Raw genomic sequence first — 24103 nt, 5'->3', positions numbered from 1 at the left:
GGTCTTACTGGAAGAGCGCGAGATAACAGCCCTTCTCGAAGTCTTCTGATTTACGTTCGTGACCTTCTGTCCATTTTTTCACCGAAGTACTCTCTTATCCCACCATAAAAAGCAACAATGTGCAGTGTTCAAAGAGAATAGTGTCGCAAGACTTTTGAGATTGCTCGATACTTTAGAATAGTTTCTAAGAGCGCCCAGTTTCGTCGCAGTAAGAGGATGGTTTGGTATGTCGACAGAGTTGCCCAAGGAAATCCAGCAAGTGGTTCTTTACGAAGGCTCAATTTACGCCAACGTAGGCTCGCAAACCGACTCAGCCAAACTGGCACTACGTCAGGGTCAGTCAGGATCCGACTTTCATGCAGTGGATTTTGGCGGTTCGAAACGGTTGAGCTTTCCTGTGGAGTACCGCCCGGATTTTTCGAATTACCCATTGGTAAAAAAGATAAATCCGCTGACTGGAAAGGACGAGGATTACGCTTCTGCCTGGGTCAACAACCTTGAAGATTGGTCTATCGAGAACGGCGAAACACTGCAGCTGATGGTCAACGACTATGGGACACCTGCACAGTTTAAAATCGCCGCGCCTTTGCAGGTAGACATGCCTCACAGCAACCAAATGGTTTTTCGGACCTGGGTAGCAGCCCATCGCGCCCGCGGAAGAATTATTGTCACGGTGACCGAATCAGGGTCCCAATCCCCCAAACCTTTGTTCGAAGAGAAATTTTCCAACGCCCTTCGCGGCGGCAAGCATGCGGTTGGGTATCAGGAAATCTCTTTCAACTTGCCGCGCTACATGGAGCCGGTCACGCTGAACATCACGCTCGAGTTTGAGAAGTATATCTCTGAGGAGCATGAAGTTGAACCTTTCCTGTTTCTGGCGAACCCCCATGTCACGCGCGCAGTTCAGAAGGAGCCGTTGGTGGTCAGCCGTCGCCTCGCCGCACGCGATGGTGGCAAAATGCCCAACTGGCTTGTGGCGGAATTGCCCGACCGTCTGCACCACGACAGTACTCTGGAACTCATTTCGGGTGGTAAGAGCCTTCCTCTTCTTCAGGGTGAAGATGTAGAGGTCATTCTGGAAAACGCAGATGGCGCTGGACTAACTTTCCGAGCCAGCCATGCCCGGGACTTTATGATCTATCTGGATGGCAAGCAGGCCCAGCGCGTGTTTATCGGTACCGACTCCAGTTTCATAAGAGTACCAGATGAATTCCGAGATGGTACTCACAAACTGATTGAAGTGCGGGACGAAACCGGCAGTCAGGTGTTTTTTGCAACCTACGTGCTTCTGCCTCGTCACCTGACACCGGTAGATGTGATGCTGCGCGAAGGCCAGTACCCTTATGGCGGCGCACTTATGGCGCAAGCCCAGCACCGCTACGAGTCGCTCAAGCGACTTCTGGCGTCCAACGCAAGCAATGCCGTTCGCGAACAGGCAGCCTACGCGCTGTCAGTCGTCGAAAGAGGGTATGACAACGTAAAACTCAAACCGCTTGCCTTTCCGAAGGTCTCTAAACCCGATGTTTCGATTGTAATACCGGCGCACAACAAAGTCGAAGTGACTTACCTCGCCCTGTGCAGCTTGCTGCTCGCCCAAAATGATGCCTCCTTCGAAGTTATCGTCGTAGACGATGCCTCGACGGACGAAACCGCAGACCTGGAGACTTTCGTTTCCGGAATCACGGTGATCCATAATGCCGAGGCACAACGGTTCATCCGCGCCTGTAACGCAGGTGTGGCACAGGCAAAGGGCGAATACGTTGTTTTGCTGAACAATGACGTCGAAGTCACTTCGGGTTGGCTGGATGAGCTGATTTCAGGCTTCGACCGTTTTGACGGCGTGGGAGCCGTTGGCTCCAAACTGCTTTATCCTAACGGAGAGTTGCAGGATGCCGGCGGCATGGTTTGGGGTACGGGGAACCCATGGAACTACGGAAACCGCCAAAACGCCTGGGCGCCACAGTTCAGTTATGCCCGTCAGGTCGACTATCTCTCTGGCGCGGCACTGATGACCACCCGCGAAATCTGGAACGAAGTCGGCGGACTGTCGAGTTATCTCGAACCGATGTATTTCGAGGACACTGACTTCTCCTTCAAAATCCGCGATGCGGGGTACAAAACCTTCTTCATCCCCGCCTCCATCGTCTATCACTACGAGGGGATGACTTCGGGCACTGATGTAACGACCGGTTACAAACGCTACCAAGAGGTCAACCGTCCCAAGTTCAAACGTCAGTGGGTGAAAGCTTATGCTTCCCACGGACAAAATGAAGGTTTTCGACCCGACCTTGAAAAAGACCGTGGCATTGTTGGGCGTGTTTTGTTCATCGACTACACCACGCCTCGACCGGATCGTGATGCCGGTTCTTATGCCGCAATCCAGGAAATCAAGTTGGTCCAGTCTTTGGGCTACAAGGTAACCTTCCTGCCGCAAAACCTCGCAAGTTTCGGCGGGTACACGGAAGAACTTCAGAAGATGGGTGTCGAAGTCATTATTGCTCCCTTCTTCTTGTCGGTATCCGAGTTCCTGGAGAAGTATGGGGCTGATTTCGACGCGTTTTACATCACACGCTATTATGTGGCCAACGAAACGCTTCCGATCATCCGCCGTGTAGCACCCCATGCCAAAGTACTATTCAACAACGCAGACCTCCATTTCCTGCGTGAGTTGCGCCGCGCATTGAGCGAAGGCAGCGAAGAGATGATGAACGGCATGCGAGACGTCCGTGAAATGGAACTTCGCATTATGCGCGATGTAGACGTGATCCTCTCGTACAACGATGCAGAACACGCAGTCATCACCTCACATCTCGAAGGTGCCGTTCCTGTGACCAAATGCCCTTGGGTCGTAGATGTTCCTGACACTATCCCCGGAATCGAAGGCCGCACGGGAATGTCGTTCCTCGGCAGCTTTGGACACCACCCCAACATGGAGGGAATAGAGTGGTTTGCAGAAGAAATCCTGCCAGCCATTAACACCTCAGCGGCTGATTTCGATCTTGCGGTATATGGCTCGGGCATGGCCGATGGCGCCAAACACCTCGCATCCGATCTGTTGCGCCCCGTGGGTTTCGTTCAGGAAATCGAAGATGCATTCCATCAGCACCGTGTCTTTGTTGCTCCGTTGCTGTCCGGAGCGGGTATCAAAGGCAAAGTGCTAAGCGCGCTCGCGCATGGCATCCCCTGTGTTTTGTCCCCGACAGCGGCCGAAGGCATTGGCCTGCGCCACGGCCATGACTGCTTTATTGTACGCACGAAACAAGAATGGGTTCAGGCCATCCAAAGCCTTGCCGAGGATGACGTTCTTTGGATTTCCATGTCCGAGAACGCGCGCAACTACATCAAAGAAACCTTCTCGTTTGAAACGGGTAAGGATCACATGCGCAACGCGTTTGAATGCGTTGACATGTTCCAGCACATCTAAGGACAACAGGAACTAAGAGCGACAAATGCCAAAAACTCGTACGATCGTCCTGCACTATCACCTATTCAAAAACGCAGGCACGTCGCTGGATCGGATATTCAAGAAGAATTTCGGCGACAAATGGGTCACTCACGAATTCCCCACCAAAGGCGGAAACAACACGCCTTTGGTTACCCAATGGATTCTCGGAAACCCTAATGCTGTTGTGTTCTCGACGCATACCGCTGTTGGACCGATTCCCAAGATTGCCGGCGTGAACATCATCACGGTAATGATGTTGCGAGATCCGATCTCCCGCATCCGATCTGCCTATCGGTTCGAACGGAACCAAAAGTCAGATTCCTGGGGTGCTAATCTCGCTAAGGAAACCGATCTGGCTGGCTACGTTGACGCGCGGCTTGCCCGGAAAGGCGACCGGCAGTGCCGGAATTTCCAATCGGATCGTTTGGCCACTATGTTCCCCGCAAAAGTGCCAGAGTTGCAGCGTGCAATGGAAGGCTTTAATTCGCTTTCCGTTGTGGGGCTTGTTGAAGATTTTGACGGAACGCTAAAACGTTTGCGCGAGGCAATGGTTCCGCACTTCCCGGATTTCGAGGCCGAGAATGTTAAAGCCAACACAACGGACGCGAAGCCTGAACAGGAAGAAGACCCTGTCCTGCTGCGTCGGCTGATCGAAGCCAATGTTTATGACCGCGCGATCTGGGAAACCGCGATGGACAAATTCGGAGGCCGCTGAAAGCGGCTCTCCAAATATCAATACAACGGCATCTATTGCAGAACGTCGGGCGAAAGGACAAAAACGCGCTGGGAACGCTTCGCTTTTGTCAGCATTTCTTCGTCAAACTGGGTTCGGGTTGCCTCTGATATATGTTCGAAATCGCTTTCAAGCGTTTCCAAATCCGGCAACTTCCGGTACTTTTCCCAAGACTTGAGAGGCGGCAACCCCAACTCAACTTCGATCGAAGCATTGTACTTGCTGTTAGCGCGCAAACTGGCTGCAGCCTCATCGGACACAAAGAATGCTGAACGAAACCGCGGCTCGGCCAGAGCCAGTTCACGCATTGCCGCGTATGTGAGACCTTCCATACCAAGGCGGTTTGCAAAAAGCTTGTAAACCAGAAGGTTTCCACCGATCGACGGATTTCGGTCCCCAAGATGCATTTCCTTGAAAGGCAGGCCGGTCTTTTCGCAGAAATCCTCGATAATATCGCCATTCTTCAATAGATCACGGTGATACAGCGCTAGTTGCAGGTCTCCAACCGAGCGCCACCTTTGGAAGAAAGGTGCTATGCTATGAAACCTGAAGCAGTACTTTGAAAAGCTCGGCGATTTTGTTTGAGCATGTACCAGCTGGCGATAAGCGGAAACAGCATAGTCCAAATGCTCTCTGACATAACAAATGACTGTGACGTTCTCGGCCCCAAGGTGGGCGAGCATGTTTTTCATGCCATCGAGGTCTTCAAGGTTCTGGAACGCTTCGCTGGACAGTAGCAAAGTTTCCTGTCCTTTTCGTTCTTTCAGAATATCTTCGGCGATCGCCATCACGTCCTGCGTTGCATTCTGTTTGAGTGCTTCGGCAATTTGATGATGTGCAATTTGGTTCGACGCCCCGCTCAATGGATAGAGCACACCGTTATCCGCAAGAGTTTCCCGATTTAGACCCAACCAATGCTGTAAAGAAGACGTTCCGGATTTATGGCGACCGATATGCAGAGTTACGTTTTTGAAAGTCACTTCCGTCTTCCTTATTGTCGCCACCCACTAAACGAACCACACGTCATCGTTGGCACAACGCTATCTCATTGATAAGGCACAATGCCTAGCAGGTCTATCTCCCTATTTCTCTCCGATCTCTGCTGAGCTAATCTGACTTTCGGAAAATTGCGGAATTTTCGATAGCGGATTGTTTGAGTTTTGTAGATCGATCCCAATGTGCACGGAAACAAACGATGACCCCTTTCAAACGTTTGATAGACATCCTTTCTGCGCTGGTGCTCGGTACAGTGCTTCTGCCCCTGATCCTCTGGGTGGCATTGTTGATCCTGCTCCGCGAGGGTCGACCGATCTTTTTTGTCAGCGAGCGCATGAAAACACCGGACAAGGCATTTGGTTTGGTCAAGTTTCGAACAATGCACCAAGGCAGCAACGACGGCATGGCCACTGGGGGGGACAAAACGTCGAGAGTGACGGCAACCGGTGCGATGCTGCGGGCAAAACGGTTGGACGAACTTCCGCAACTTTGGAACTTGTTGCTGGGCCACGTTTCGCTCGTGGGTCCGCGCCCACCCCTGCGCCGATACGTAGAACGCTTTCCGGAAATATATTCAGAGGTTCTCAAGGCCCGGCCTGGCATCACCGGGCTTGCCTCACTGGTTTACCACAAACACGAAGCATTACTTTTGAGCCGCTGTAAAACACCTGAAGAAACAGACCGGATTTACGCTCGCGCCTGTGTTCCCCGAAAGGCTGCTTTGGATGTGATTTACCGAGACAACCACAATGTTTGTTGGGACTTCTCAATCATGTTCCAAACCGTGTTCGGTCGCCGATAGATTCTGAAACTTAATAGACAGAGTACAGATCGGCTCGTCGACACGCGGAACCGACGCAATACCGACGCGTTGCAGCTTCGATACAGGCCTCGGAAACTGGCAAAAATCCAGAATTCAGAAAACTGAAAAAGTATCAGACCAAAGCCGGCCCTTCTGCACCCATCGCCCGCGCCTCGCGCCTTTTGGCAACATTCTCAAGGTGGTGATCAACCGCCGCCTGAATGTCTGTGTAATACGTCATTTTTCCGTCTTCGATCACGGCGCCTTCGGTGCACAAACGCCGAACGGCTTGCATTGAATGTGACACCATCACCAAACCGCTTTTTTCCAGGCGCTCCATGAAGACGTCTTCGCTCTTTTGCTTGAAGGACGCATCACCGACGGCGGTAATCTCATCAACAAGATAAGTGTCAAACTGAATCCCCATGGACAAACCGAAGGAAAGCCGCGCTTTCATTCCCGAGGAGTAACTACGGACCGGAAGGAAAAAATGCTCGCCGAGTTCCGCGAATTCCCTGACCGATTCAACAAGCTCATCGCTGTCCACACCATAAACACGCGCTACGAACCGCGTGTTTTGCAATCCGGTCAACTGTGGATGTGCGCTGCCTCCAAAGCCTACCTGCCAAGAGATTGAACCATCTGAAATAACTCTCCCACTGTCCGGAGACATCGTGCCCGCGATCATGCGCAATAGACTTGATTTGCCTGCGCCATTGCGACCCAAAATTGCAACGGCCGTACGGGACGGAATGTCTGCATTGAGATTGTCCGCGACAACCTTGCTGCGCCCATTCATGTGATACGCCTTGCAGAGATTTTCGATACGGATCATCGCCGATCTCGCAACGAGTAATATGCCAAGGTCATGATCAAAAAACTCAAGAGCAAAGCGCCAAGTGTCAGGGCGCTAATAAGAACTCGCTGCGGATATTCTGCCGACTCCGCCAAAGTTGGATTAACGTATGCCGCCAAGTATCGCGACTTCCGCTGCGCTTCGGCAAGTGCCGTGTCATATGCCGCCAGAGCAGACAGATAACTGCTGTTGGCAAACTCAAGCTCGACAGCAAGTTCTTCGTACTCGCCCACCAACCTGGAATAGGTATCGTCTTCAGTTTCAGACTCGCTACCAAAGCGTTTTCGCTCTTCGGCGATGCGCTCTTCAATAACTTGGACACGTCGTTCACCCTGTGTGATGCGCGGATCACCTGCTCTGGCAGTTTGCCGCACCATGTCCAATTCGATAAGCGCAGCAGCCAACTGGGTCTGAAGGTTGTTCAAAAGCCCCAAGTGCCCTTGGGTGTCTGCTAATGGATCAACGATTTGTGTGCGTGCCCTGAAAGTATTGATCGCTTGTCGCGCCTCCTTAAGGCGCGCGATTGTGCGATCCAGTTCTTCACGGGCGTATCGTGTGGTGTCTTCCCGAGCAATCGCGGTCAGATCATTAATAATCCGCGTGCTTTCATTGACGATCGCCTGAGCAACCTGTTGTGCGCTTATAGCGTCAAAGGCCACAACTCTAAGTTCGATCAGCTCGCTTCGGGTGTCGTAGTAAACTTTGACTACCCGTTTCCAGTAGTCTTGCTTGTCCTCAATGGTACTGTCTTCTTTTAGGCCAAAAACGGGATCATCAGGATTGATGTAGATACTTTCCAAGCCCAGTTCGGCATCAACAGCTTCCACCATCTGACGCGAACTTATGAATTTGTACAAAATATCGCTGTCCTTGGAGCTGTTTCCGGAGGAGAGCTCAGTAATTCCACCCAGAACTTCAATTCCAGAACTGACTTCCTCTGTACGAACAGTGAAACCAACGTAAGACGCATACTGATCGTCTGCGATCGTATAAAGGTACCAAACCACCGCCGAAAACGGCGCCACGACCCAGAGAAGGAATGCTAGCACCAGCAGCACATGTCTCCGTCTGCGGCGCGCGGGGCCGGCGACCTTTTGCGCTTGCGTTGCAGCCCGGTTCCTTTGTCCCTGCCCGCGATTTCTAGCGGCCTGCTTCCTATTTGGGTTCCTGCTCCCGCCACCTTTGTTCCCGCCTCGGTGACCACCTTGTTGATTGGCGCGGCGTCCTTGCGTCGGTGCGTTGCTTTTGTCCTGCTCATCGGGTTGTTCAACCGGCTTGGTTGATGGCTGTTCAACTGTATTCTCGGACATAACAGAACCTGTTTTTCGGGTCTTAAGATCTCACCGAATGCTCGGGCAAAAAGAGCCGGAACCAGCTCTCTCGTTTACTCTAAACCCAAATTGCACTAAATCGGAGCTATAACATGTCGCTTCGGAAAGCCAGCACCCCCTGAAATGTCACAAATTGACTTCGTTGCACAAAAGCCTAGGTCGTTCCGCACTTTACGCACCTTGATGGCGCTCATACTTCGGGAAATGTCGACAACCTTTGGTCGCACAGCGTTTGGCTATCTGTGGGCAATTCTCCAACCGGTCGCGGGCATCATATTGTTGACAGCGATTTTCTCAATCGCTCTCAGGAAACCGGATCTTGGCACCAGCTTTGCGCTTTTCTATGCCACCGGCCTTTTACCCTTTCTTGCCTTCCTCGATATCTCGGGAAAAGTCGCGCTATCTATCGAGTTCTCCAGATCACTGCTTTCTTTTCCAGCGGTCTCCTACTTGGACGCACTACTCGGCAGATTGATCCTGAACACTCTGACCCAGATTATGGTTTTTGGCTTGGTCATTTCTGCAACGGTTTTCATCTATGACCAAAGCGTTGCAGTGAACTACCCAAAGATCATATTTGCATGGTTTCTCCTGACCCTACTTTCAGCGGGTGTGGGGACCTTCAACTGCTACATGTTTTTGCGATTTCCGGAATGGGAGCGGATTTACTCCGTTATTCGCCGCCCTTTGCTTATCATTTCCTGCGTTTTCTACCTCTATGAAGTGGTTCCACCACCCTACAGCGACTACCTTTGGTTCAATCCCTTGATCCACATAGTCGGCATGATTAGGAGCAGTATTTTCTTCAACTATGATGCAGCGTACGTCTCGCCTCTGTACGTGATATGTTTTTCTGCGCTGCCGCTTTTGATCGGCATGACCTTCTTGCACAAGAATTCGAGAGACCTGCTTTATCGCTGACCCTGCTTGGCGTTTTTTATCAACTCGGAAAGGCATTCCGCCATCTCAGCAGCCTGTGTCTCAAAGTCTGTAACTTTTACCGGTTCTGGGGTGGCAAATGAATTGTCCAACGCTGCCTCAAGGTGAGGAAGAAGCTTCTCCGGTCCATCGCCGATTTTTAGCAGTTTTTCGGGTTCGACGGCATTGTGTTCAGTTGTCCCACCGCTATCGGTTTGGATCACACGAATGCCGCGGGCCAGTGCTTCTCTAATCGTTAAACCAAAAGTTTCCTTCCATTGCGACATGAACAGAAGGACATCGATTTTCGAATAAAACTCATCCATTTCTTCCTGCGCGAAGCGCGGATGAATTATCCACTTCCCCTTCAGTTTCGATGTGTCCAGATCCCGCCACCAACTCCCGTCCATGCTGCCTTCGACTAGATACCCATCAAAGTCATCGCGAGATATTTGCTCGAATGCTTGCCGTAATATGGGCCATCCTTTGATCTGTGAAGGTCCGCCAACGAAACCGAAAACAAGACGATTCCCGCTGTTTTGCCTGCGCATTTCCTGCTGCTCAAAAAAAGTAGCGCCAGGCATCCTGACGCCGTTTTCCCAGACAATGGTACGATTTCCGGTCAAGCCGGACCGAACACTCAAGTCTTTGGCAAACTCGCTCGGGAACGTGACCACATCTGCCAGCGCAGCTGCTGCTTTGAGACGGCCGACGCGGCTTTTGGCCCGCTCCCAATCATCCACACACCCTCTGCATCCCTGAATTGTTACGGGATCTTGCCAACAGTAGTTCCCGTCCATCTTGATCATAAACTGACGTTCGCAAAGCCACCAAAAGTCGTGCGTGGACAAAACCATCGGCAGACTATTGCGCTTTAGCATTGGCAAAACACCAACACCAATATCTTGAAGACAATGCAGGTGAACGACGTCGGGCTCTATTCTGCGCAAAATCCGTTCGATTACTTCCGTTACTTCAGGATTGTCGTAGGTCACTGAGTAACTGCGATCCGCCGGCATGTTGATAATATAGTTCGCAATACCATCACGCTCGGATTTAATAACGGAATATGCGGGCATATCCGCGCGGCACATTGCGGAAATTGCGCTGACTTGAAACCCGTGGTTGTTTTGAAGTCGCAATGCAACTTGTTCAGCAACCACCGTCGCACCACCATAAGTATAGGGCGCGAAGTACACGTTGATCACAACGACATGCGGTACGACGGTATCGTGTCTCATGACGTAACCCAGCGCAGGATTTCGGGATCAATTACGGGCGCGTCAAGTCGCGCACTCCAGTTGGCTTCAAGTTGCGACCGCGCCGCTTTACCCATTTCTTTTGTCAGCTTGCGGTCTGTGGCCAAAGTTTCCAGGGCGTCGCCCCAGTTCGCAGCGGGTTCTAGAACGAGACCTGTCCGACCATGCTCTACCACTGTAGACATGTCACTGACCTGACCAACAATGCTGGGCACGCCAACACATGCCGCATCAAGTACACGTACCGCACTTTTGCATCGATTAAACAAATCGTCTGCCAGCGGCATGACCGCGCAGTCCGCGGAGCTAAGAGTTCTTAGGTAAGTCGCGTAGTCCGAGAAAGAGTGAGTTTCGACCTGATCACGCAAATCCGCAGGCAACAACGATTTGTCGAAGTAACCTAGAATGACCAATTGACGGTCAGAATTTCCAGCGAGGAACCGGATCATGTCATTCACGATGATGTTGAAATCAATTTCGTGCCCTTGAGAGCCACTCGCAAACGCGACTCTGAAGCCGTTCTGGGGCGTCTTCGTTGAAATCACCCGAGCGCCTGTGGAAAGGGCCGCAGCATCCGCAAAATTCCTGCGTACAAAGGTCGGCCGAGACGAATAAAGAGCTGCGTGAGACTTCATCCCAGGGGTCGATACAGACAACAGGTCGGAAGCATTCATAACATCAAGATACTTCGGCGCCTCATTCATGAAGTGTGTCTTTTGCCAATCCGGGAGAGCCTTCATGTTCTCATAGGTTCCGTATGCAGAAACTGAAAACAAAGGGTCGTCCAGATCGTACAGAATTGGCAAACGCAACCGCCTCGCCTCGTAGGAAAGCATGCTAGTGATAGGCGTCGTACTTAGCCGATAGAACATCACATGAGTGGCGTCTTGCAGGATTGTTGTCGAGCGCGGCACGTCTTCATAGTGCGAATAGCTGTAATCGACGTCCGCCAAACGCCAAATCTCGTCTAGTTGCTCAACCCGATATTTTCGACATTGCGGCAAATTGAGATCGCCAATCATAGCAACTTTTCGTCGTTTCCTAAGAATTGCAGGTGACTTAGTCACATGGAACGCGTCTTTTTCCGCGAGTTCCAACCAGATGGGAGCTAGATATTCGGAAGGTGCTCTCGGGTTCGGACTACCACTTTGAACCAGTCCAGTAATGCCGCGCCCGGAAAAACGGTTGGCAATGTACTTACGGGTCCTCCGGATAGCACCAAAAAACCCTTCTTCGCGCAACGCCCGAGAAAACCGAGCGATCTTGTCCCGCCCAAACAAGTCAAACAAAACCATCGAACCGTCCGCTACTCCAAGCTGTCTGCTCTCTTCTTATCCTCGTGCCTTTCGCAGGCATAGTCAGAAAACTCCTCAATATTCGACCATGCGTCTGGATCGGCTACCAGCCAATTAGCGGCTAAACCTCAACAATTTTGAATTTGGTTTTCGAAAGTTCTGACTCTTTGTCCGCGGTTTCGCCACAATTTTGGCAGTGGTTTCCCAAGTTACGACGGCACGATAGCGAAATCTTTCTCTGAACTTGTTCAGGACTATTCGATTTATGATTTCATTTGAACTCGCAGGCGTTTTAGCTGGCGGAAGTTTATCGGTTCCGTCCGAAAATCTGTCAATTTTGTCAGATACTCAAACAGGGCAACCGATTGTCCTTCATCATGGAAATGGCACTGCAACAAGGTTGGTGACTCAGAACAATAGCCTTGCCGAGGCAGACTCCTTGTCGCTTCTGTCTGAATCACGCACAACACTTGGCCCCGATGTGTCTCCACATAGTTTGGCCCAACCTGTGATAACCCATTTGGAGCACACAGCCAGCGCCAGCATGTCGGGTAGCGTGAGCACCTTCCTCAACAATATAGATCACCACAACCAAAGTGCATGTCTGTTGGGCTATCGTTGGGATGACACTCTGCTTTTGTACGTGGCCCAGCCTTCAACAGGCGGTATTTCCGTGTATTCGCAAGATACCCAAGGTGGCTTGAACTTTGTCACGGAAACCTTTTCCGGTGACCCGATGCACGGGTCCGGAATATCATGTATGGCTCGCATCAAAACGCCGTCAGGAGACTTCCTATTCAGCGGATCAACACTGTCTCACTGCCTCGCTGCCTATCAAATAGATGCCAGCGGGATTCCTCAATACATCGGATCAATCGGTGCCAATGATGGTTCGTTTCCCGTTCAGACAATTACCGCAATGGTTCCCGCCCAAATTGAAGGCACAAACTACCTTGTTGTTGCAGCATCGGATAGCTCCAGCCTCTCAGTTCTCGAGGTGGCGAACGACGGCCAGTTGACGGTTAAGGATCATGCTTTGGACTCGTCTCTCAGCCGTTTTGCGGGCGTAACGGAAATAGATACCATAACTGTAAACGGGCATGTTTTCATCTTTGCCACGGGTTCCGACGACGGTATCTCAGTAATGAGTCTGCTCCCTGGTGGACGCCTTTTGCCCCTCAGTACAATCGCTGACAGCGGTTCTTCGGCGTTACAAAACATATCATCTCTTAAAGCCGTGCTAGTCGGAGATGAAATATAGTTGTTTGCCGGATCAAGCGCAGAGACCGGGATTACCCAACTAACGCTAGCCGTGTCAAACTTGGGCGAAGTTAAGAGCGCACAATCAGGCTACCTTGCGGGTACCGAGAATGATGACCTTCTCGTATTGTCCGAAAACGGCAGTATTCACGGCGGTGGTGGCAACGATATCATCATGGATGGAGACGGTGAGAACAGTTTATCTGGAGGAAGTGGCTCTGATGTTTTTGTTTTGGGCTCCGACGGATCCCATGATGTCATTTCAGATTTTCAAGTTGGAATTGATCGGCTGGATCTGACTTCCATGCCTGGGCTTTACTCCTTCTCAAGATTAGCGGTCACTTTCAATTATTCAGGTGCTCGAATAACTTACGGCAATGAAACGTTGGACATATTGTCAAACGGGGTTGCGCTATCGCTGGAAGCGCTAAAATCGGCAATGGTGGAAGACATTCACCGCCCACCCTTAATTGTCGAAACCGATCCGCAAGACCCAGTTTCTCACGACGAAGCGATTGATGGCACATCAGGAAACGATGTTTTGTCGGGTGGCCTAGGGCGCGACACAATTTCGGGGTACGAAGGCGCAGACACTTTGCTGGGCGGTGCCGACAATGACGTGCTACTGGGTGGCGCGGGAAGCGATCACCTGGCAGGCGGCTAGGGAGTCGATACCCTCGATGGTGGCGAAGGCTCGGACCGCGCAGTGTTTGATTCTGCTAGAGCGTTAGCATCTGTTTTCGATTTGGGAAACGGAAGCCTTTCGATTCAGTTTTCGAACGGAACAGATATCGTTTCAAACATCGAAATTTTTGAGTTTCTGGACGTAGTTCTCACCCTGGATGAATTGTTGGAGCAACTCTCTACTGGAGGGGCCCTGACGGGCACATCAGGCGCGGACATTCTCGCTGGATCGCAGTTCAAAGATGCCATCTTTGGTCAAGCTGGCGATGACCAAATTCATGGCGCTAGGGGAGCTGACTCTCTTTATGGCGACGATGGAAACGATACGATCTTCGGCGAGCAAGGTCCTGACTCAATCTATGGAGCACAGGGTGATGACAGTATTTTGGGAGGTGCAGGCTACGACAGCCTGTCGGGTGGCGAAGGAAGTGATTGGCTGGCGTCCGGGCGCGGGTTTGACACCATAGATGGTGGCACCGGAAACGACAGATTGTTTGGTGGAAGTGGCAACGACGTTCTGTTTGGCGGTTCAGGTAATGACGATGTTCATGGTGGGCTCGGATTAGACCGGATCGAAGGAGGAAGCGGCAGCGATACATTGCGGGGGTATGGTGGACAGGACACTATCCTTGGCGGTGATGGAAACGACAGCATCTTTGGTGGAAATTTACATGACCTCCTTGAAGGTGGCTCCGGAGATGAACTGATCGATGGTGGACTTTTTGCTGACACGCTTATCGGACAGTCAGGAAACGACATTCTTTTGGGAAATGCAGGTCAAGATCGGCTTTTTGGGGAAAGCGGTAACGACTACGGCGACGGAGGAAAAGGAAATGACCGTTTTTGGGGTGGAACTGGGGACGACAGGTTCGTTGGTGGTGACGGTACGGATCAGGCTTTAGGTGAAGCTGGGAATGATCGCCTGGACGGGAACAAAGGTCGCGATACTTTGTTAGGCGGAACTGGTTTTGACACTTTAGTTGGGGGTTCAGAAGACGACTGGCTTGTAGGTGGGAGCAACGCGGATGTCTTTGTTTTCCGGACCGGGGACGGCCATGACACGATTGCTGACTTCAACGCGCTGAATGAAAATGAGAAAATTGACCTGACATCAGTCTCTGAGGTTACGAGCTTCACAGATTTGTTGTCAGATCACATCCGTTCCTCGGGTGGTGAAAATGTGGTCATCAGCATACCTAATATGGGCAGTATCACTTTGATTGGCGTAAGCTTGGCAGACCTTGACGAAAACGACTTTTTCCTTTGACATTCTGGCCATCAAATTATCATTCCGTCAAAATGAAATCGGGGATATTCCTCGAGACAATTAGAGTTTATCAGAGCTTCTGTCTTGGAACTGATCGCCTAACTGGTAACAAGGGTTTTTGTAATGGAAAGAAGCAGCGCCATCATCACAAAAGGCAAGAGCCTTAAGGAAGGCCCGCGCACCTATATTGTTTACGGTGTTATGCGGGGTGGCACGTCCATGGTGGGTGGCGTTTTGCGTGGAATGGGCTTGCACCTTGGCCCCGACGTGGACTCACAAAACCAAGAGAGCGCTGCTTTCGCAGGCAAACCGATTCCCGAGATGCGTAAAACCATTGAAGAACAAAACGAGTTGCACGAAATTTGGGGTTGGAAATTTCCGCAGGCTGCAAACTATGTGGACCGACTTTGGGGAACGATACGAAAGCCACATTTGATCTGCGTATATCGCGACGCAGTATCAAATGCCCGAGGGCTAAACCGCTGGCATCCAGTTGGCGAACTTCAGGCCATTCACGAAAGCCTGTTGGCACAGCAAAAAAACCTCGCGCTTTCTCTTATGCGGGGCTGCCCTTCTCTTTTGATTTCTTATGAAAAGGCAGCGCGGAACAAAGAGCAATTTGTTGAGGAACTTGCCGATTGGACTGGTCTTGAAGCCAACTATGAAAAATTCGATTTCGATGGCTTTATGTCAGAGCAGTCGTACAAGTCTTTCGAAGACTACTGCAAAGAAGGCTTTGGTCCTGAGAATTCCTCGGACGCAAATTCCGCTGCTTAAGTGACCGCATTGGACTTGCCACTCGACTAGGTGTGACCGTCTTTCTTGGAGGCGAAAATTGAGAACTTTCATACTTGGCGTCGGGGCTCAAAAGAGCGGAACTACTTGGTTACACGCTCAACTGGACAAACAACCCAGTTTCACCCGTAGTTTCACCAAAGAGCATCATATTTTTGATGCGATACACCTCCCAGAGTGTGTGGGTTTCAGAACGAATGTCGAACTGAAAGCCATGGACCTTCTCAAAAGTGGTCATGAATCATACGAAGGCCACCCCATCATGAAGCGTTTGGCCATGTTGGCCGACCCAAACCAATATTTTGCGCACTTTAACGCAATAATTCCGAACCCAACCGGAATGTCGGCGGATATTACACCCTCCTACTCAGGGCTGCCTATTCAAGTGTTGAGAAAAATTAGGAACAGGTTCGACCGTCTTGGTATCACGGTCAAAGTAGTCTTTTTGATGCGGGAGCCCATTACTCGCGCCGAAAGTGCAATGCGCAATCACTTGAGAGATCAAGGCAAAATTCAAGATGTAACCGAAGCTGAAGCGAACAGAAAATTGTTGCGACAGGTGGGCAGCGAGGAAGACGCACTGCGTAGCAGCTATCACCTTACCGTGAGAAACCTGCGCAAAGTTTTTTCAAGCGAAAACATATATCTAGGATTCTTTGAAACAATGTTTGAGGATTCTGAACTGAACCGTATCGCGGAGTTCCTGAAGATAGACCCAAGTCTTTTCGACACGGGAAAAGTGGTAAATGCTTCGCCCGCGAAAATTCTGTATCCAAGCGAAAGCATGCTTCAAATGCGCAAGCACTACAGCACAGTCTATGAATTTGTAAAATCGGAGGCTGGCTTTGACACGAGCATCTGGGATGCAGCGGTCGGAAAGATCACCGCATCCTGAGCGTAAGAATTACCCCAGCAGCAAGCGCTCAAGGTATTGACCATAAGCGTTTTTTGCAAAAAGTTTGGCGCGCGCAGCCAATTGTTCTCGATCAATCCACCCTTGATCAAATGCGATTTCATCCGGACTACCGGATTGAAGGCCTTGCCTCTGTTCAAGGGTACGCACAAAATTTCCGGCGTCGAGCAAGGACCCATGTGTTCCTGTGTCTAACCAGGCGTATCCTCGCCCCATGCGTTCAACTGACAAGCTTCCTTCGTCGAGATACATCTCCAAGAGTGAAGTGATCTCTAGCTCACCTCGTGGCGACGGTTTCACAGCGCGCGCGCGTTCTGGTGCCTTTCCATCAAGGAAATACAGGCCAGTCACTGCGAAGTTAGAAGGTGGCACGTCAGGCTTTTCGATTATCGATACCGCGTTGCCTCCGGCGTCAAAATCCACGACGCCGTACCTTTCAGGATCTGCAACACGATAACCAAATACAGTACCCCCATCGGTCTTGGCATTTGCTCGAGCAAGAAGCTCTGAAAGCCCGTGCCCAAAGAAAATGTTGTCACCAAGTACCAGCGTTGACGGAGAACCATCGAGGAATTCCTCTGCAAGAATAAACGCTTGAGCAAGACCATCCGGGCTGGGTTGAACGATGAACGTAAAGTCCATACCCCACTGGCTGCCATCTTCCAAAAGGCGTTGGAACTGGCTCTGGTCTTCGGGTGTCGTGATAATGGCAACTTCCCGAATGCCAGCAAGCATCAACACGCTCAGCGGATAGTAGATCATAGGCTTGTCGTAAATCGGCAAAAGCTGCTTCGAAACACCCATCGTGATAGGATAAAGCCGAGTGCCAGACCCGCCTGCCAAAATGATACCCTTGCGTTTGGTCATGTCAGTTACCTTTTAAATCTTTCAAAACAGCCAAAAGGCCGGCCCGCCAATCAGGGCGGAAAATTCCAAAATCCTGTTCCAGGTCAGAACAATCCATTCGCGAATTCATAGGGCGCTCAGCTGGCGTCGGATATGCGATCGATGGAATGTCGGACACCTTTACCTTGCGACCGGCTTGGGCAAAAACTTCACGCGCAAAATCTGCCCAACTCACGTCCGGTGCTCCGGAGAAATGATAGGTGCCACCACTTTGACCGGAGATCATGTTATCGGCAATTTCTAAACAAGCTGCTGCAATATCCGCCGCAGGCGTCGGTCCGCCAATCTGATCGGCGACAACTGTCAAAGAGTCCCGCTCCTCGGAAAGACGCAACATCGTTTTGACAAAGTTGTTGCCATGCGCGGAAAACACCCAACTTGTCCGCAGAATTGCGGCGCAACAACCGCTTGCACGAATCCCCTCTTCACCGGCCAGTTTGGAACGCCCATACGCCCCAAGCGGGCCGACATCGTCGCTTGTTTTCCAAGGAGCAGTGCCAGACCCTTCGAAAACGTAGTCCGTTGAAATGTGTACAAAAGGAATGTCTCGACGAAGACATGCGTTCGCCATAGCAGTCGGCGACTTACCGTTGACTAAAGTGGCTAGCGCTTCTTCCTCTTCAGCTTTGTCAACGGCCGTGTATGCAGCCGCATTGATCACAGCGCCGGCGTCGGTTTCCGCGATGATCGCCGCACATGCTTCCGGATTGCTCAAGTCCGCCTCATCGCGGCCCAGTGCGATCACCCGATCGCTTTGACGTTGCAGTTCAGTCGCTACTTGTCCTGTGCGGCCAAACACCAGAATGGGCGCCTCAATACTTTGTTTTGGCGTCTCGTTCATATCCAAATCTCACAAAATCTTCTTCATAGAGTGAATACACTAACTCTCGTTCGTCGCTTGATAGTGCGAACTCAACCGGTTCTCGTTCTTCCCAAATCAGGCGCGTCTTTAAAACGTTTTCAGATCCAATTTCCCGTGGGCCATCAGCGCATTTAGCTTGTCTATCTAGCCAGAAAACAACATCCTCCAAACCGTCCTCAAGTCGGAAAACATCGGCATTTTCCGGGATGAAATCTACGGCAGCACGTACATGATTGTCGAACGCAAAAGGCCGGCGATTCCTTTCAGAGGCAGCATCCTCCAGCCAACTCCCAAAGGTCGTATTGTCTGGAATCTGACCCTCAATCTCCCGCTGAAAAAGAAAAGCTGACGCAAGCCGGTCAATAGGATGCCGAACGACGGCAAAGCTCGCATCAAAAAAGTCATTTGGAAACAAGCTATTCAATGCATTCAACGGAACGTGTTGTGGTGAACTTTTTGTCCATCGAAGGCGATTGGGCCGTCCGCCAAATTTCGTATCGTGGAAAGCCAGCTTCCCAAAACGCCGTACAAGATACCTCTCCACAGAGGTACCTGCGCATTTGGGAACATGCGCGAAGTAAATCAGTTTGCCAGAAATTCTAGCAATCGGCATACCAATTCACCCAGTGCCCAATCGTTGTCCGACACCATGACGTTCTTGCAAAGGTCGCCACCAGTCTTCATTCTCAAGATACCACGTGACAGTCCTTTCCAACCCCTCTTCAACCGTTACGCTTGGACGCCATCCGAGTTCCTCACGGATTCGAGTTGGATCAATTGCATATCGCGCATCGTGACCGGGCCGGTCGGTCACAAAAGTTATTTGATCGGCATAAGACGTACCGTCAGTTTTTGGGTGTTGCGCGTCCAGTATCGAACAGAGTGTTTTCACCAACTGAAGGTTTGTTCGTTCATTCTCGCCACCAATATTGTAAGAGCGCCCCAGCTCCCCTTTTTGGGCAACCAAAAGCAGAGCGTCTGCATGGTCCTCGACATACAACCAGTCGCGCACATTGGAACCATCGCCATAGATCGGAAGTTCTTTTCCAGCCAATGCGTTCAGAATAACAACGGGGATCAGTTTCTCGGGGAAATGATACGGGCCGTAATTGTTGGAGCAGTTAGTTAATACAACCGGTAGCCCATAAGTTTCTTGCCACGCCCGTACCAAGTGATCCGATGCGGCTTTGGATGCGGAATATGGGCTGCGTGGGTCATAGGCCGTCGTTTCGGTAAACTGCACCTTCGGATCATTCGGAAGAGAGCCGAATACTTCATCCGTGGATATGTGGTGGAAGCGAAAGGCCTCAGGTTTGCCTGCATTTACCCAATAGCTTCTGGCGGCTTCAAGCATGTTGTAGGTGCCGGTGATATTGGTTTCGATGAAGTCTCCCGGCCCGTCGATAGAACGGTCGACGTGAGACTCCGCTGCTAGGTGCATGACAACATCTGGTTTGTGAGCCGCAAAAATCTGATCCAGTTGTTCACGATCGCGGATGTCGGCTTTCTCAAACGAATACAGAGGGCTATCCGAAACGGAAGCCACGTTTTCCAAGCAAGCCGCGTAAGTCAAAGCATCAAGATTAACGACCTCATGCCCGCGCGAAACAGCCAATCGAACTACTGCTGACCCAATAAATCCAGCGCCTCCGGTAACAAGAAGTTTCATGCTGCTCATTCCTTAAATGTGAAGGGGCTATCGAAGTCATCCAGAACCGGCGCGGACGTGTCTTTTTCAGACAGGATTGGATTGCCATCGAAATTCCAATCGACGCCGCAACTATCCCATCGCAGACCCGCGTCACACTCAGGAGAGTAGTAATCTGTGCATTTGTAGACAATTTCGGTGTCTGGCTCACGGGTTACGAAGCCGTGTGCGAAACCGGCTGGAATCCAAAGCTGTTTGCCGTTTTCGGCAGTTAGCTCTTCGCCCACCCATTCGCCGTAGGTCGGGCTTCCTTTGCGAATGTCGACGGCTACATCAAATAGCGCTCCGCGACCGCATCGAACCAGTTTTCCTTGCGCATGTGGCGGTGTCTGAAAATGAAGACCTCTGATTGTTCCGGCTTCACTCGAAAGCGAGTGGTTATCCTGAACAAAATCAATATCCAAGCCGGCATCCGCCATGCGCTTTTTGTTCCAGCTTTCGGAAAAAAACCCCCGATGATCTCCAAATCTGGCAGGGGTCAACAGGACCACGCCAGGTAGGCGCGTTTCGGCAACTTCCAACATACGAATGAGTCCTAAAACCAACGTTGGCCACTGCATACACGCGGTAGGTCAGCAGGAAAACCCCATTGCCACGACTGGAAGCACTACGTGTTGTATAGTTTCACAGATTTCATTTTCTCGTAGTGTGGAAGTGCTGCGTCCAGCACATGTTGGAGATAGTCCGGCACCTCAGGTAGCGGTCCTTCAGCACCTGCGAAACCTGTCGATTTCCACACGGCGCCATACCAGTGAGATGCCCAGACGCCGTCGGCCTTGTGCCCGCCCTCCGGCCAAGAAAGCATGTCTTCCGAAAATGGTAAGTCTATGGACTTACAGAGCTTTTTGAGCATCTCGCGGGGGTTTTCGCGGATGTCGTGACTATCGACTACGATTGGTGTCTGTCCCCAATCGGACACGAGATCAAAAAGCTCTGACTGTTGTTCGAAGCCTATGTCCGAGATCGTCGGATTTTCCCTTTTCGCTGCGTATGAAGCAATGACGCGGGCTGGATGGCGAATAAGAAAAACATTGGTCAGGTCACGCATCCAGTCTCTCGGGACACCTTCGACCATATGCTGTGTCATATGCTTCTGATAATAAACCTTTTTCTCATCCGGAATTGGTCCGGATAGATCGCGTACCACGTCATGTGGGTCCTGACTCTGCGAGGTAAGAATATCCTCTTTCATGGGGTGATCGATACCGGTCATGTTCAAATATGCTGCATAAAACGGCTCATCCACCACCGCGCAGTCTGAGCGGTTGCCAAATGCGTACATCATGGCGGTCGAAAGGTTGCGGGGGCCGCTCCACATGGCGATTTTCATGAGGCGCTTTCTCCTGTCTGCAAAGCGTCGGTTTTACGTCGGTAAAACGTCTGTATTGGAATTTCAGTTCTTGGCTGCTTCTCTGGCAACCAGATCTTTGTAAAGCCGGCGGATGTGTTTGGTCATTTCACCCATTTCGCCGTCACCGATCTGGCGGCCGTCGATGGCACTCACAGGCGTCTGGGCACCAAAAGTCCCGGTCAGGAATGCTTCGTCGGCGCCATACGTATCGACTAGTGAATAGTTCCTCTCAAACACGGGAATCCCGTCAGCGCGGCACACATCAATCACCTTCTGACGCGTGATGCCGTTCATGCAATAGTCACCAGTAGAAGTCCAAACAGCCCCTTTTCGCACGATGAAGAAGTTGCAGGCATTTGTGGTGTTCACGAATCCATTCACGTCAAGCATCAGCGCCTCATCGGCGCCAGCTTTCTCGGCGGCGATGCACGCCAAGATACAGTTGAGTTTTGAATGCGAGTTTAGTTTCGGATCTTGCGTCATCGGAAGCCCCCTAACGTGCGGCACCGTAGCCAAACGAATTGGACGAGGCAGCGAGGGCTTTGAGTGTTCCATAATAATGGTCATGGTGGGACCCTGCTGGCTTAGCCCCGGGTGCTGGAACGGACGGGTTTTCACGCCACGAGTAACCATCAGACGAGCATGGGCATCAGATGTCATGCTGTTTGCCGCGCGGGTGTCCTCAAGCGCCTGAACCACCGCAGCTTTGTCCATCCCGATGTCCAGATCGATCGCTTTCGCAGCTTCAAATAGCCGGTCAATATGTTCGTTCAGGAACGCCCAGTGCCCGTCATAAAGGCGTAGCCCTTCCCACACCCCATCTCCCAACATGAAGCCGCTATCGTAAACGGAAACTACCGCCTCGGATTTTGGCACTACCCTGCCGTTAAGCCAAATGAGTATTTCCTCGTTTCGGGCGTCTTCCGCGGCCTGGTGGGTTGTGACGTGGTCGGTCATTTGCTCTTTCCCCTTCGCTGGTGAGGCGACGCTAGAGCGGAGTTACGGAGAGGCCAAGTCGGAAAATGCGATCAAAGCCGTTCACCACAGCGTGACATTTGGTTTCATGGGATTGAGGCTTTTACTGCGGGTACGCAGGGTGGCGACAAAGGAGAGTCACCTCATGTCCAGATTACAGAACCTGAAGTCCGCTGTTTTGTTTGTCCTGATCCTCGTAGGAGCCGCGGTTCAAGGGCATAAATCCCATGCTGCGGGTAGCGAAACGCTCGTTGTGGCAGGTGGCTGTTTCTGGTGCGTTGAAAAAGACTTCGAAAGCGTTCCCGGTGTAAAAGAGGCCGTTTCGGGCTACACCGGTGGCTCCACAAAGAAGCCGACTTACAAGCAGGTTACAAAAGGCGGGACCGGACACTACGAGGCGGTCAAAATCATTTATGACCCTGCAAAAGTTTCGCGCGAGGAGTTGCTGCATCTGTTCTTCAGATCAGTCGATCCCACGGACGCTGGTGGACAATTCTGTGACCGCGGCGACAGCTACCGCACCGCTATTTTCGTCTCTAACAAACGCGAAAAGTCGCTTGCTGAAGCGGCCAAGGCCGAAGCGCAAGCTGCGTTGGGGCGCAACATCGTTACCCCGATTTTGGACGCAGGCCGTTTCTATGACGCCGAAGATTATCATCAAGATTACTACAAGGGCGAAAACATCGTTTTGACCCGCTTTGGCCCGAAGAAGCAAAGCGAAGCTTACAAACGTTATCGCAAGGCTTGCAAACGTGATGCCAAGGTCAAGGCGCTTTGGGGAAGCGCGGCACCCTTCGTTGGAAACTGATAGGCAGCAGTTAAAAGCTGCTCGTACGACGGTTAGATTTTTGGCGCGGGATCAAAACCGCGCCTCATCCACGTCCTTCAGATCCGGGATGACATCAGCGGTGCCATGTCGCGTGACCATCAATGCGGCGGCACGCGACGCGAGCATAATTGCCTGCTCCATCGGTAAACCACGATCTCGTGCTGCAAGAACGTAACCGGTGAAGGTATCGCCGGCTCCCGTCGTGTCGACAGGAGTGACCGGCATGGCCGGGAAGTCTCGGCTTTCTGTTTGTGTGATCCAGCGCGCGCCCTTGGCTCCGAGTGTAATGATGACATCCGGTACGCCCAGCGCGCCTGCCGTCTTGCCGGTTGCAGATTCGAGCTGTGCGGCTTCGACTTCGTTGAGGATCAAAAAATCCAAATACGGCAAAATCTTTGCAGTAGCGTCTGCATCGAAAGGCGCAGCAGCATACGCGACGTACAATCCCAATTCACGCGCCATTTTGGCGGTTTCGGCCTGATTTAGTGTCTCATTTTGTACCAAAAAGGTGTCCCCAGTAGACGCCTCCGCCAAAGCCGCAGCGCGCGTTTCTTCCGGAATTTCATGGTTCGCCCCCGGCAACAGAACGATCGCATTTTCTCCGCTTGCATCGACATTGATGATCGCGTGCCCCGTCGGGACATCTGATAGAACGGACACATGTCGCGTATCGACTCCGGATTCCATCATCTGATCACGTGCCCAGAGGCCCTCATTACCCACGGCACCGATATGAACCGTGCGTGCACCTGCCCGTGCTGCCGCGACAGACATGTTGGCACCTTTGCCTCCGAGGCCGCGATTCAAGCCCTGCGCAGCAAGGGTTTCTCCGGGGCCGGGAAGGTGGGGTACGCGATAGAAATAGTCCGCGTTGATGGAACCGAGATTGTAGATTGCCATAAGCCGTACCCTTTTTGA

At 51.6% G+C, this 24103-nt stretch carries 23 protein-coding genes; 10 read left to right on the top strand and 13 right to left on the bottom strand.

Features of this window, described 5'->3' with window-relative positions; genetic code table 11:
• Positions 1-226 precede the first annotated feature (226 nt).
• Together BXY66_RS17415 and BXY66_RS17410 are read left to right on the top strand one after the other, a co-directional pair.
• Positions 227-3424, top strand: a complete 3198-nt coding sequence (locus BXY66_RS17415; RefSeq protein WP_132861683.1) for a glycosyltransferase — start codon at positions 227-229, stop codon at positions 3422-3424.
• 25 nt (positions 3425-3449) lie between these two features.
• The gene (locus tag BXY66_RS17410) at positions 3450-4160 is read left to right on the top strand and encodes a sulfotransferase family 2 domain-containing protein (RefSeq protein WP_132861682.1); all 711 of its coding nucleotides are present in this window, start codon (positions 3450-3452) and stop codon (positions 4158-4160) included.
• A gap of 32 nt (positions 4161-4192) precedes the next feature.
• Here BXY66_RS17410 and BXY66_RS17405 read toward each other — a convergent pair whose 3' ends face one another.
• A complete protein-coding gene (locus tag BXY66_RS17405) occupies positions 4193-5158 on the bottom strand; it encodes a hypothetical protein (protein ID WP_132861681.1) in 966 nt (321 codons plus the stop codon).
• A 215-nt stretch (positions 5159-5373) separates the two neighbouring features.
• Between BXY66_RS17405 and BXY66_RS17400 the strand changes: the two genes are divergently transcribed.
• Entirely contained in the window at positions 5374-5976 is a 603-nt protein-coding gene (locus BXY66_RS17400; RefSeq protein ID WP_132861680.1) for a sugar transferase, read from the top strand.
• Positions 5977-6109: 133 nt separating this feature from the next.
• Here BXY66_RS17400 and BXY66_RS17395 read toward each other — a convergent pair whose 3' ends face one another.
• A complete protein-coding gene (locus BXY66_RS17395) occupies positions 6110-6811 on the bottom strand; it encodes an ABC transporter ATP-binding protein (RefSeq protein ID WP_132861679.1) in 702 nt (233 codons plus the stop codon).
• Positions 6808-7890 (bottom strand): KpsE/RkpR family capsule polysaccharide export protein, encoded by a 1083-nt coding sequence (locus BXY66_RS17390; RefSeq protein ID WP_132861678.1) that lies wholly within the window; start codon positions 7888-7890, stop codon positions 6808-6810. The genes BXY66_RS17395 and BXY66_RS17390 overlap by 4 nt, the downstream gene beginning before the upstream one ends.
• Before the next feature lie 456 nt (positions 7891-8346).
• On the opposite strand from BXY66_RS17390, the gene BXY66_RS17385 reads away from it, so the two are divergent.
• Positions 8347-9084: an ABC transporter permease gene (locus BXY66_RS17385; protein WP_243694422.1), complete on the top strand. Its 738-nt coding sequence runs from the start codon at positions 8347-8349 to the stop codon at positions 9082-9084.
• On the opposite strand, the gene BXY66_RS17380 is transcribed toward BXY66_RS17385, so the two are convergent.
• Both BXY66_RS17380 and BXY66_RS17375 read right to left on the bottom strand, forming a co-directional pair.
• Positions 9075-10289: a glycosyltransferase gene (locus BXY66_RS17380; protein ID WP_165929232.1), complete on the bottom strand. Its 1215-nt coding sequence runs from the start codon at positions 10287-10289 to the stop codon at positions 9075-9077. The two genes, BXY66_RS17385 and BXY66_RS17380, sit on opposite strands and share 10 nt — an antisense overlap.
• Positions 10290-10318: 29 nt before the next feature.
• Positions 10319-11362 (bottom strand): glycosyltransferase, encoded by a 1044-nt coding sequence (locus BXY66_RS17375; RefSeq protein ID WP_165929231.1) that lies wholly within the window; start codon positions 11360-11362, stop codon positions 10319-10321.
• A gap of 538 nt (positions 11363-11900) precedes the next feature.
• On the opposite strand from BXY66_RS17375, the gene BXY66_RS17370 reads away from it, so the two are divergent.
• The 5 genes from BXY66_RS17370 (at position 11901) to BXY66_RS17345 (ending at position 16536) form a co-directional block, all read left to right on the top strand.
• Positions 11901-12896 carry a hypothetical protein gene (locus tag BXY66_RS17370; protein WP_132861674.1) on the top strand — a complete coding sequence of 332 codons (996 nt, stop codon included), beginning with the start codon at positions 11901-11903 and terminating at the stop codon, positions 12894-12896.
• Positions 12897-12956: 60 nt separating this feature from the next.
• Positions 12957-13559, top strand: coding sequence for a calcium-binding protein (locus tag BXY66_RS17365; protein ID WP_132861673.1), 603 nt, complete (start codon positions 12957-12959; stop codon positions 13557-13559).
• A 42-nt stretch (positions 13560-13601) separates the two neighbouring features.
• Positions 13602-14846, top strand: a complete 1245-nt coding sequence (locus tag BXY66_RS17355; protein WP_132861672.1) for a calcium-binding protein — start codon at positions 13602-13604, stop codon at positions 14844-14846.
• Between the two features lie 123 nt (positions 14847-14969).
• Positions 14970-15623 (top strand): hypothetical protein, encoded by a 654-nt coding sequence (locus tag BXY66_RS17350; RefSeq protein ID WP_132861671.1) that lies wholly within the window; start codon positions 14970-14972, stop codon positions 15621-15623.
• A gap of 58 nt (positions 15624-15681) precedes the next feature.
• Entirely contained in the window at positions 15682-16536 is an 855-nt protein-coding gene (locus BXY66_RS17345) for a sulfotransferase domain-containing protein (protein ID WP_132861670.1), read from the top strand.
• 9 nt (positions 16537-16545) lie between these two features.
• On the opposite strand, the gene rfbA is transcribed toward BXY66_RS17345, so the two are convergent.
• The 7 genes from rfbA to BXY66_RS17310 form a co-directional block, all read right to left on the bottom strand.
• A complete protein-coding gene (gene rfbA / locus BXY66_RS17340; RefSeq protein WP_132861669.1) occupies positions 16546-17421 on the bottom strand; it encodes a glucose-1-phosphate thymidylyltransferase RfbA in 876 nt (291 codons plus the stop codon).
• A 1-nt stretch (position 17422) separates the two neighbouring features.
• Complete coding sequence (gene rfbD, locus BXY66_RS17335) at positions 17423-18301, bottom strand: dTDP-4-dehydrorhamnose reductase (RefSeq protein WP_132861668.1); 879 nt, start codon at positions 18299-18301, stop codon at positions 17423-17425.
• Positions 18273-18935 (bottom strand): sulfotransferase family 2 domain-containing protein, encoded by a 663-nt coding sequence (locus BXY66_RS17330; RefSeq protein WP_132861667.1) that lies wholly within the window; start codon positions 18933-18935, stop codon positions 18273-18275. Before BXY66_RS17330 ends, rfbD begins: the two co-directional genes overlap by 29 nt.
• A gap of 6 nt (positions 18936-18941) precedes the next feature.
• The gene (gene rfbB / locus BXY66_RS17325) at positions 18942-19991 is read right to left on the bottom strand and encodes a dTDP-glucose 4,6-dehydratase (protein WP_132861666.1); all 1050 of its coding nucleotides are present in this window, start codon (positions 19989-19991) and stop codon (positions 18942-18944) included.
• Positions 19992-19996: 5 nt separating this feature from the next.
• Entirely contained in the window at positions 19997-20554 is a 558-nt protein-coding gene (rfbC, locus tag BXY66_RS17320; protein ID WP_425057078.1) for a dTDP-4-dehydrorhamnose 3,5-epimerase, read from the bottom strand.
• Positions 20555-20637: 83 nt separating this feature from the next.
• On the bottom strand, positions 20638-21360 hold the full coding sequence (locus tag BXY66_RS17315) for a sulfotransferase-like domain-containing protein (protein ID WP_132861664.1): 723 nt from the start codon (positions 21358-21360) through the stop codon (positions 20638-20640).
• A gap of 63 nt (positions 21361-21423) precedes the next feature.
• Entirely contained in the window at positions 21424-22338 is a 915-nt protein-coding gene (locus BXY66_RS17310) for a D-amino acid aminotransferase (protein WP_132861663.1), read from the bottom strand.
• 163 nt (positions 22339-22501) lie between these two features.
• Here BXY66_RS17310 and msrA point away from each other — a divergent pair, with 163 nt between their 5' ends.
• A complete protein-coding gene (gene msrA / locus BXY66_RS17305) occupies positions 22502-23164 on the top strand; it encodes a peptide-methionine (S)-S-oxide reductase MsrA (protein ID WP_132861662.1) in 663 nt (220 codons plus the stop codon).
• Between the two features lie 51 nt (positions 23165-23215).
• On the opposite strand, the gene BXY66_RS17300 is transcribed toward msrA, so the two are convergent.
• The gene (locus BXY66_RS17300) at positions 23216-24085 is read right to left on the bottom strand and encodes a ribokinase (RefSeq protein WP_132861661.1); all 870 of its coding nucleotides are present in this window, start codon (positions 24083-24085) and stop codon (positions 23216-23218) included.
• Positions 24086-24103: the final 18 nt, after the last annotated feature.

This window comes from Shimia isoporae (genome assembly GCF_004346865.1).
Classification (GTDB): Bacteria; Pseudomonadota; Alphaproteobacteria; order Rhodobacterales; family Rhodobacteraceae; genus Shimia; species Shimia isoporae.
Note: the sequence above shows the minus strand (reverse complement) of the source record. Positions and strands in the feature narration are given on the sequence as shown.

Coding starts and splice junctions, on each gene's coding strand:
- BXY66_RS17415 (WP_132861683.1), top strand. CDS start 227: ATGTCGACAGAGTTGCCCAAGGAAATCCAGCAAGTGGTTCTTTACGAA.
- BXY66_RS17410 (WP_132861682.1), top strand. CDS start 3,450: ATGCCAAAAACTCGTACGATCGTCCTGCACTATCACCTATTCAAAAAC.
- BXY66_RS17400 (WP_132861680.1), top strand. CDS start 5,374: ATGACCCCTTTCAAACGTTTGATAGACATCCTTTCTGCGCTGGTGCTC.
- BXY66_RS17395 (WP_132861679.1), bottom strand. CDS start 6,811: ATGATCCGTATCGAAAATCTCTGCAAGGCGTATCACATGAATGGGCGC.
- BXY66_RS17385 (WP_243694422.1), top strand. CDS start 8,347: ATGGCGCTCATACTTCGGGAAATGTCGACAACCTTTGGTCGCACAGCG.
- BXY66_RS17375 (WP_165929231.1), bottom strand. CDS start 11,362: ATGATTGGCGATCTCAATTTGCCGCAATGTCGAAAATATCGGGTTGAG.
- BXY66_RS17370 (WP_132861674.1), top strand. CDS start 11,901: ATGATTTCATTTGAACTCGCAGGCGTTTTAGCTGGCGGAAGTTTATCG.
- BXY66_RS17350 (WP_132861671.1), top strand. CDS start 14,970: ATGGAAAGAAGCAGCGCCATCATCACAAAAGGCAAGAGCCTTAAGGAA.
- rfbA (WP_132861669.1), bottom strand. CDS start 17,421: ATGACCAAACGCAAGGGTATCATTTTGGCAGGCGGGTCTGGCACTCGG.
- rfbD (WP_132861668.1), bottom strand. CDS start 18,301: ATGAACGAGACGCCAAAACAAAGTATTGAGGCGCCCATTCTGGTGTTT.
- BXY66_RS17330 (WP_132861667.1), bottom strand. CDS start 18,935: ATGCCGATTGCTAGAATTTCTGGCAAACTGATTTACTTCGCGCATGTT.
- rfbB (WP_132861666.1), bottom strand. CDS start 19,991: ATGAAACTTCTTGTTACCGGAGGCGCTGGATTTATTGGGTCAGCAGTA.
- rfbC (WP_425057078.1), bottom strand. CDS start 20,554: ATGTTGGAAGTTGCCGAAACGCGCCTACCTGGCGTGGTCCTGTTGACC.
- BXY66_RS17315 (WP_132861664.1), bottom strand. CDS start 21,360: ATGAAAATCGCCATGTGGAGCGGCCCCCGCAACCTTTCGACCGCCATG.
- BXY66_RS17310 (WP_132861663.1), bottom strand. CDS start 22,338: ATGACCGACCACGTCACAACCCACCAGGCCGCGGAAGACGCCCGAAAC.
- msrA (WP_132861662.1), top strand. CDS start 22,502: ATGTCCAGATTACAGAACCTGAAGTCCGCTGTTTTGTTTGTCCTGATC.
- BXY66_RS17300 (WP_132861661.1), bottom strand. CDS start 24,085: ATGGCAATCTACAATCTCGGTTCCATCAACGCGGACTATTTCTATCGC.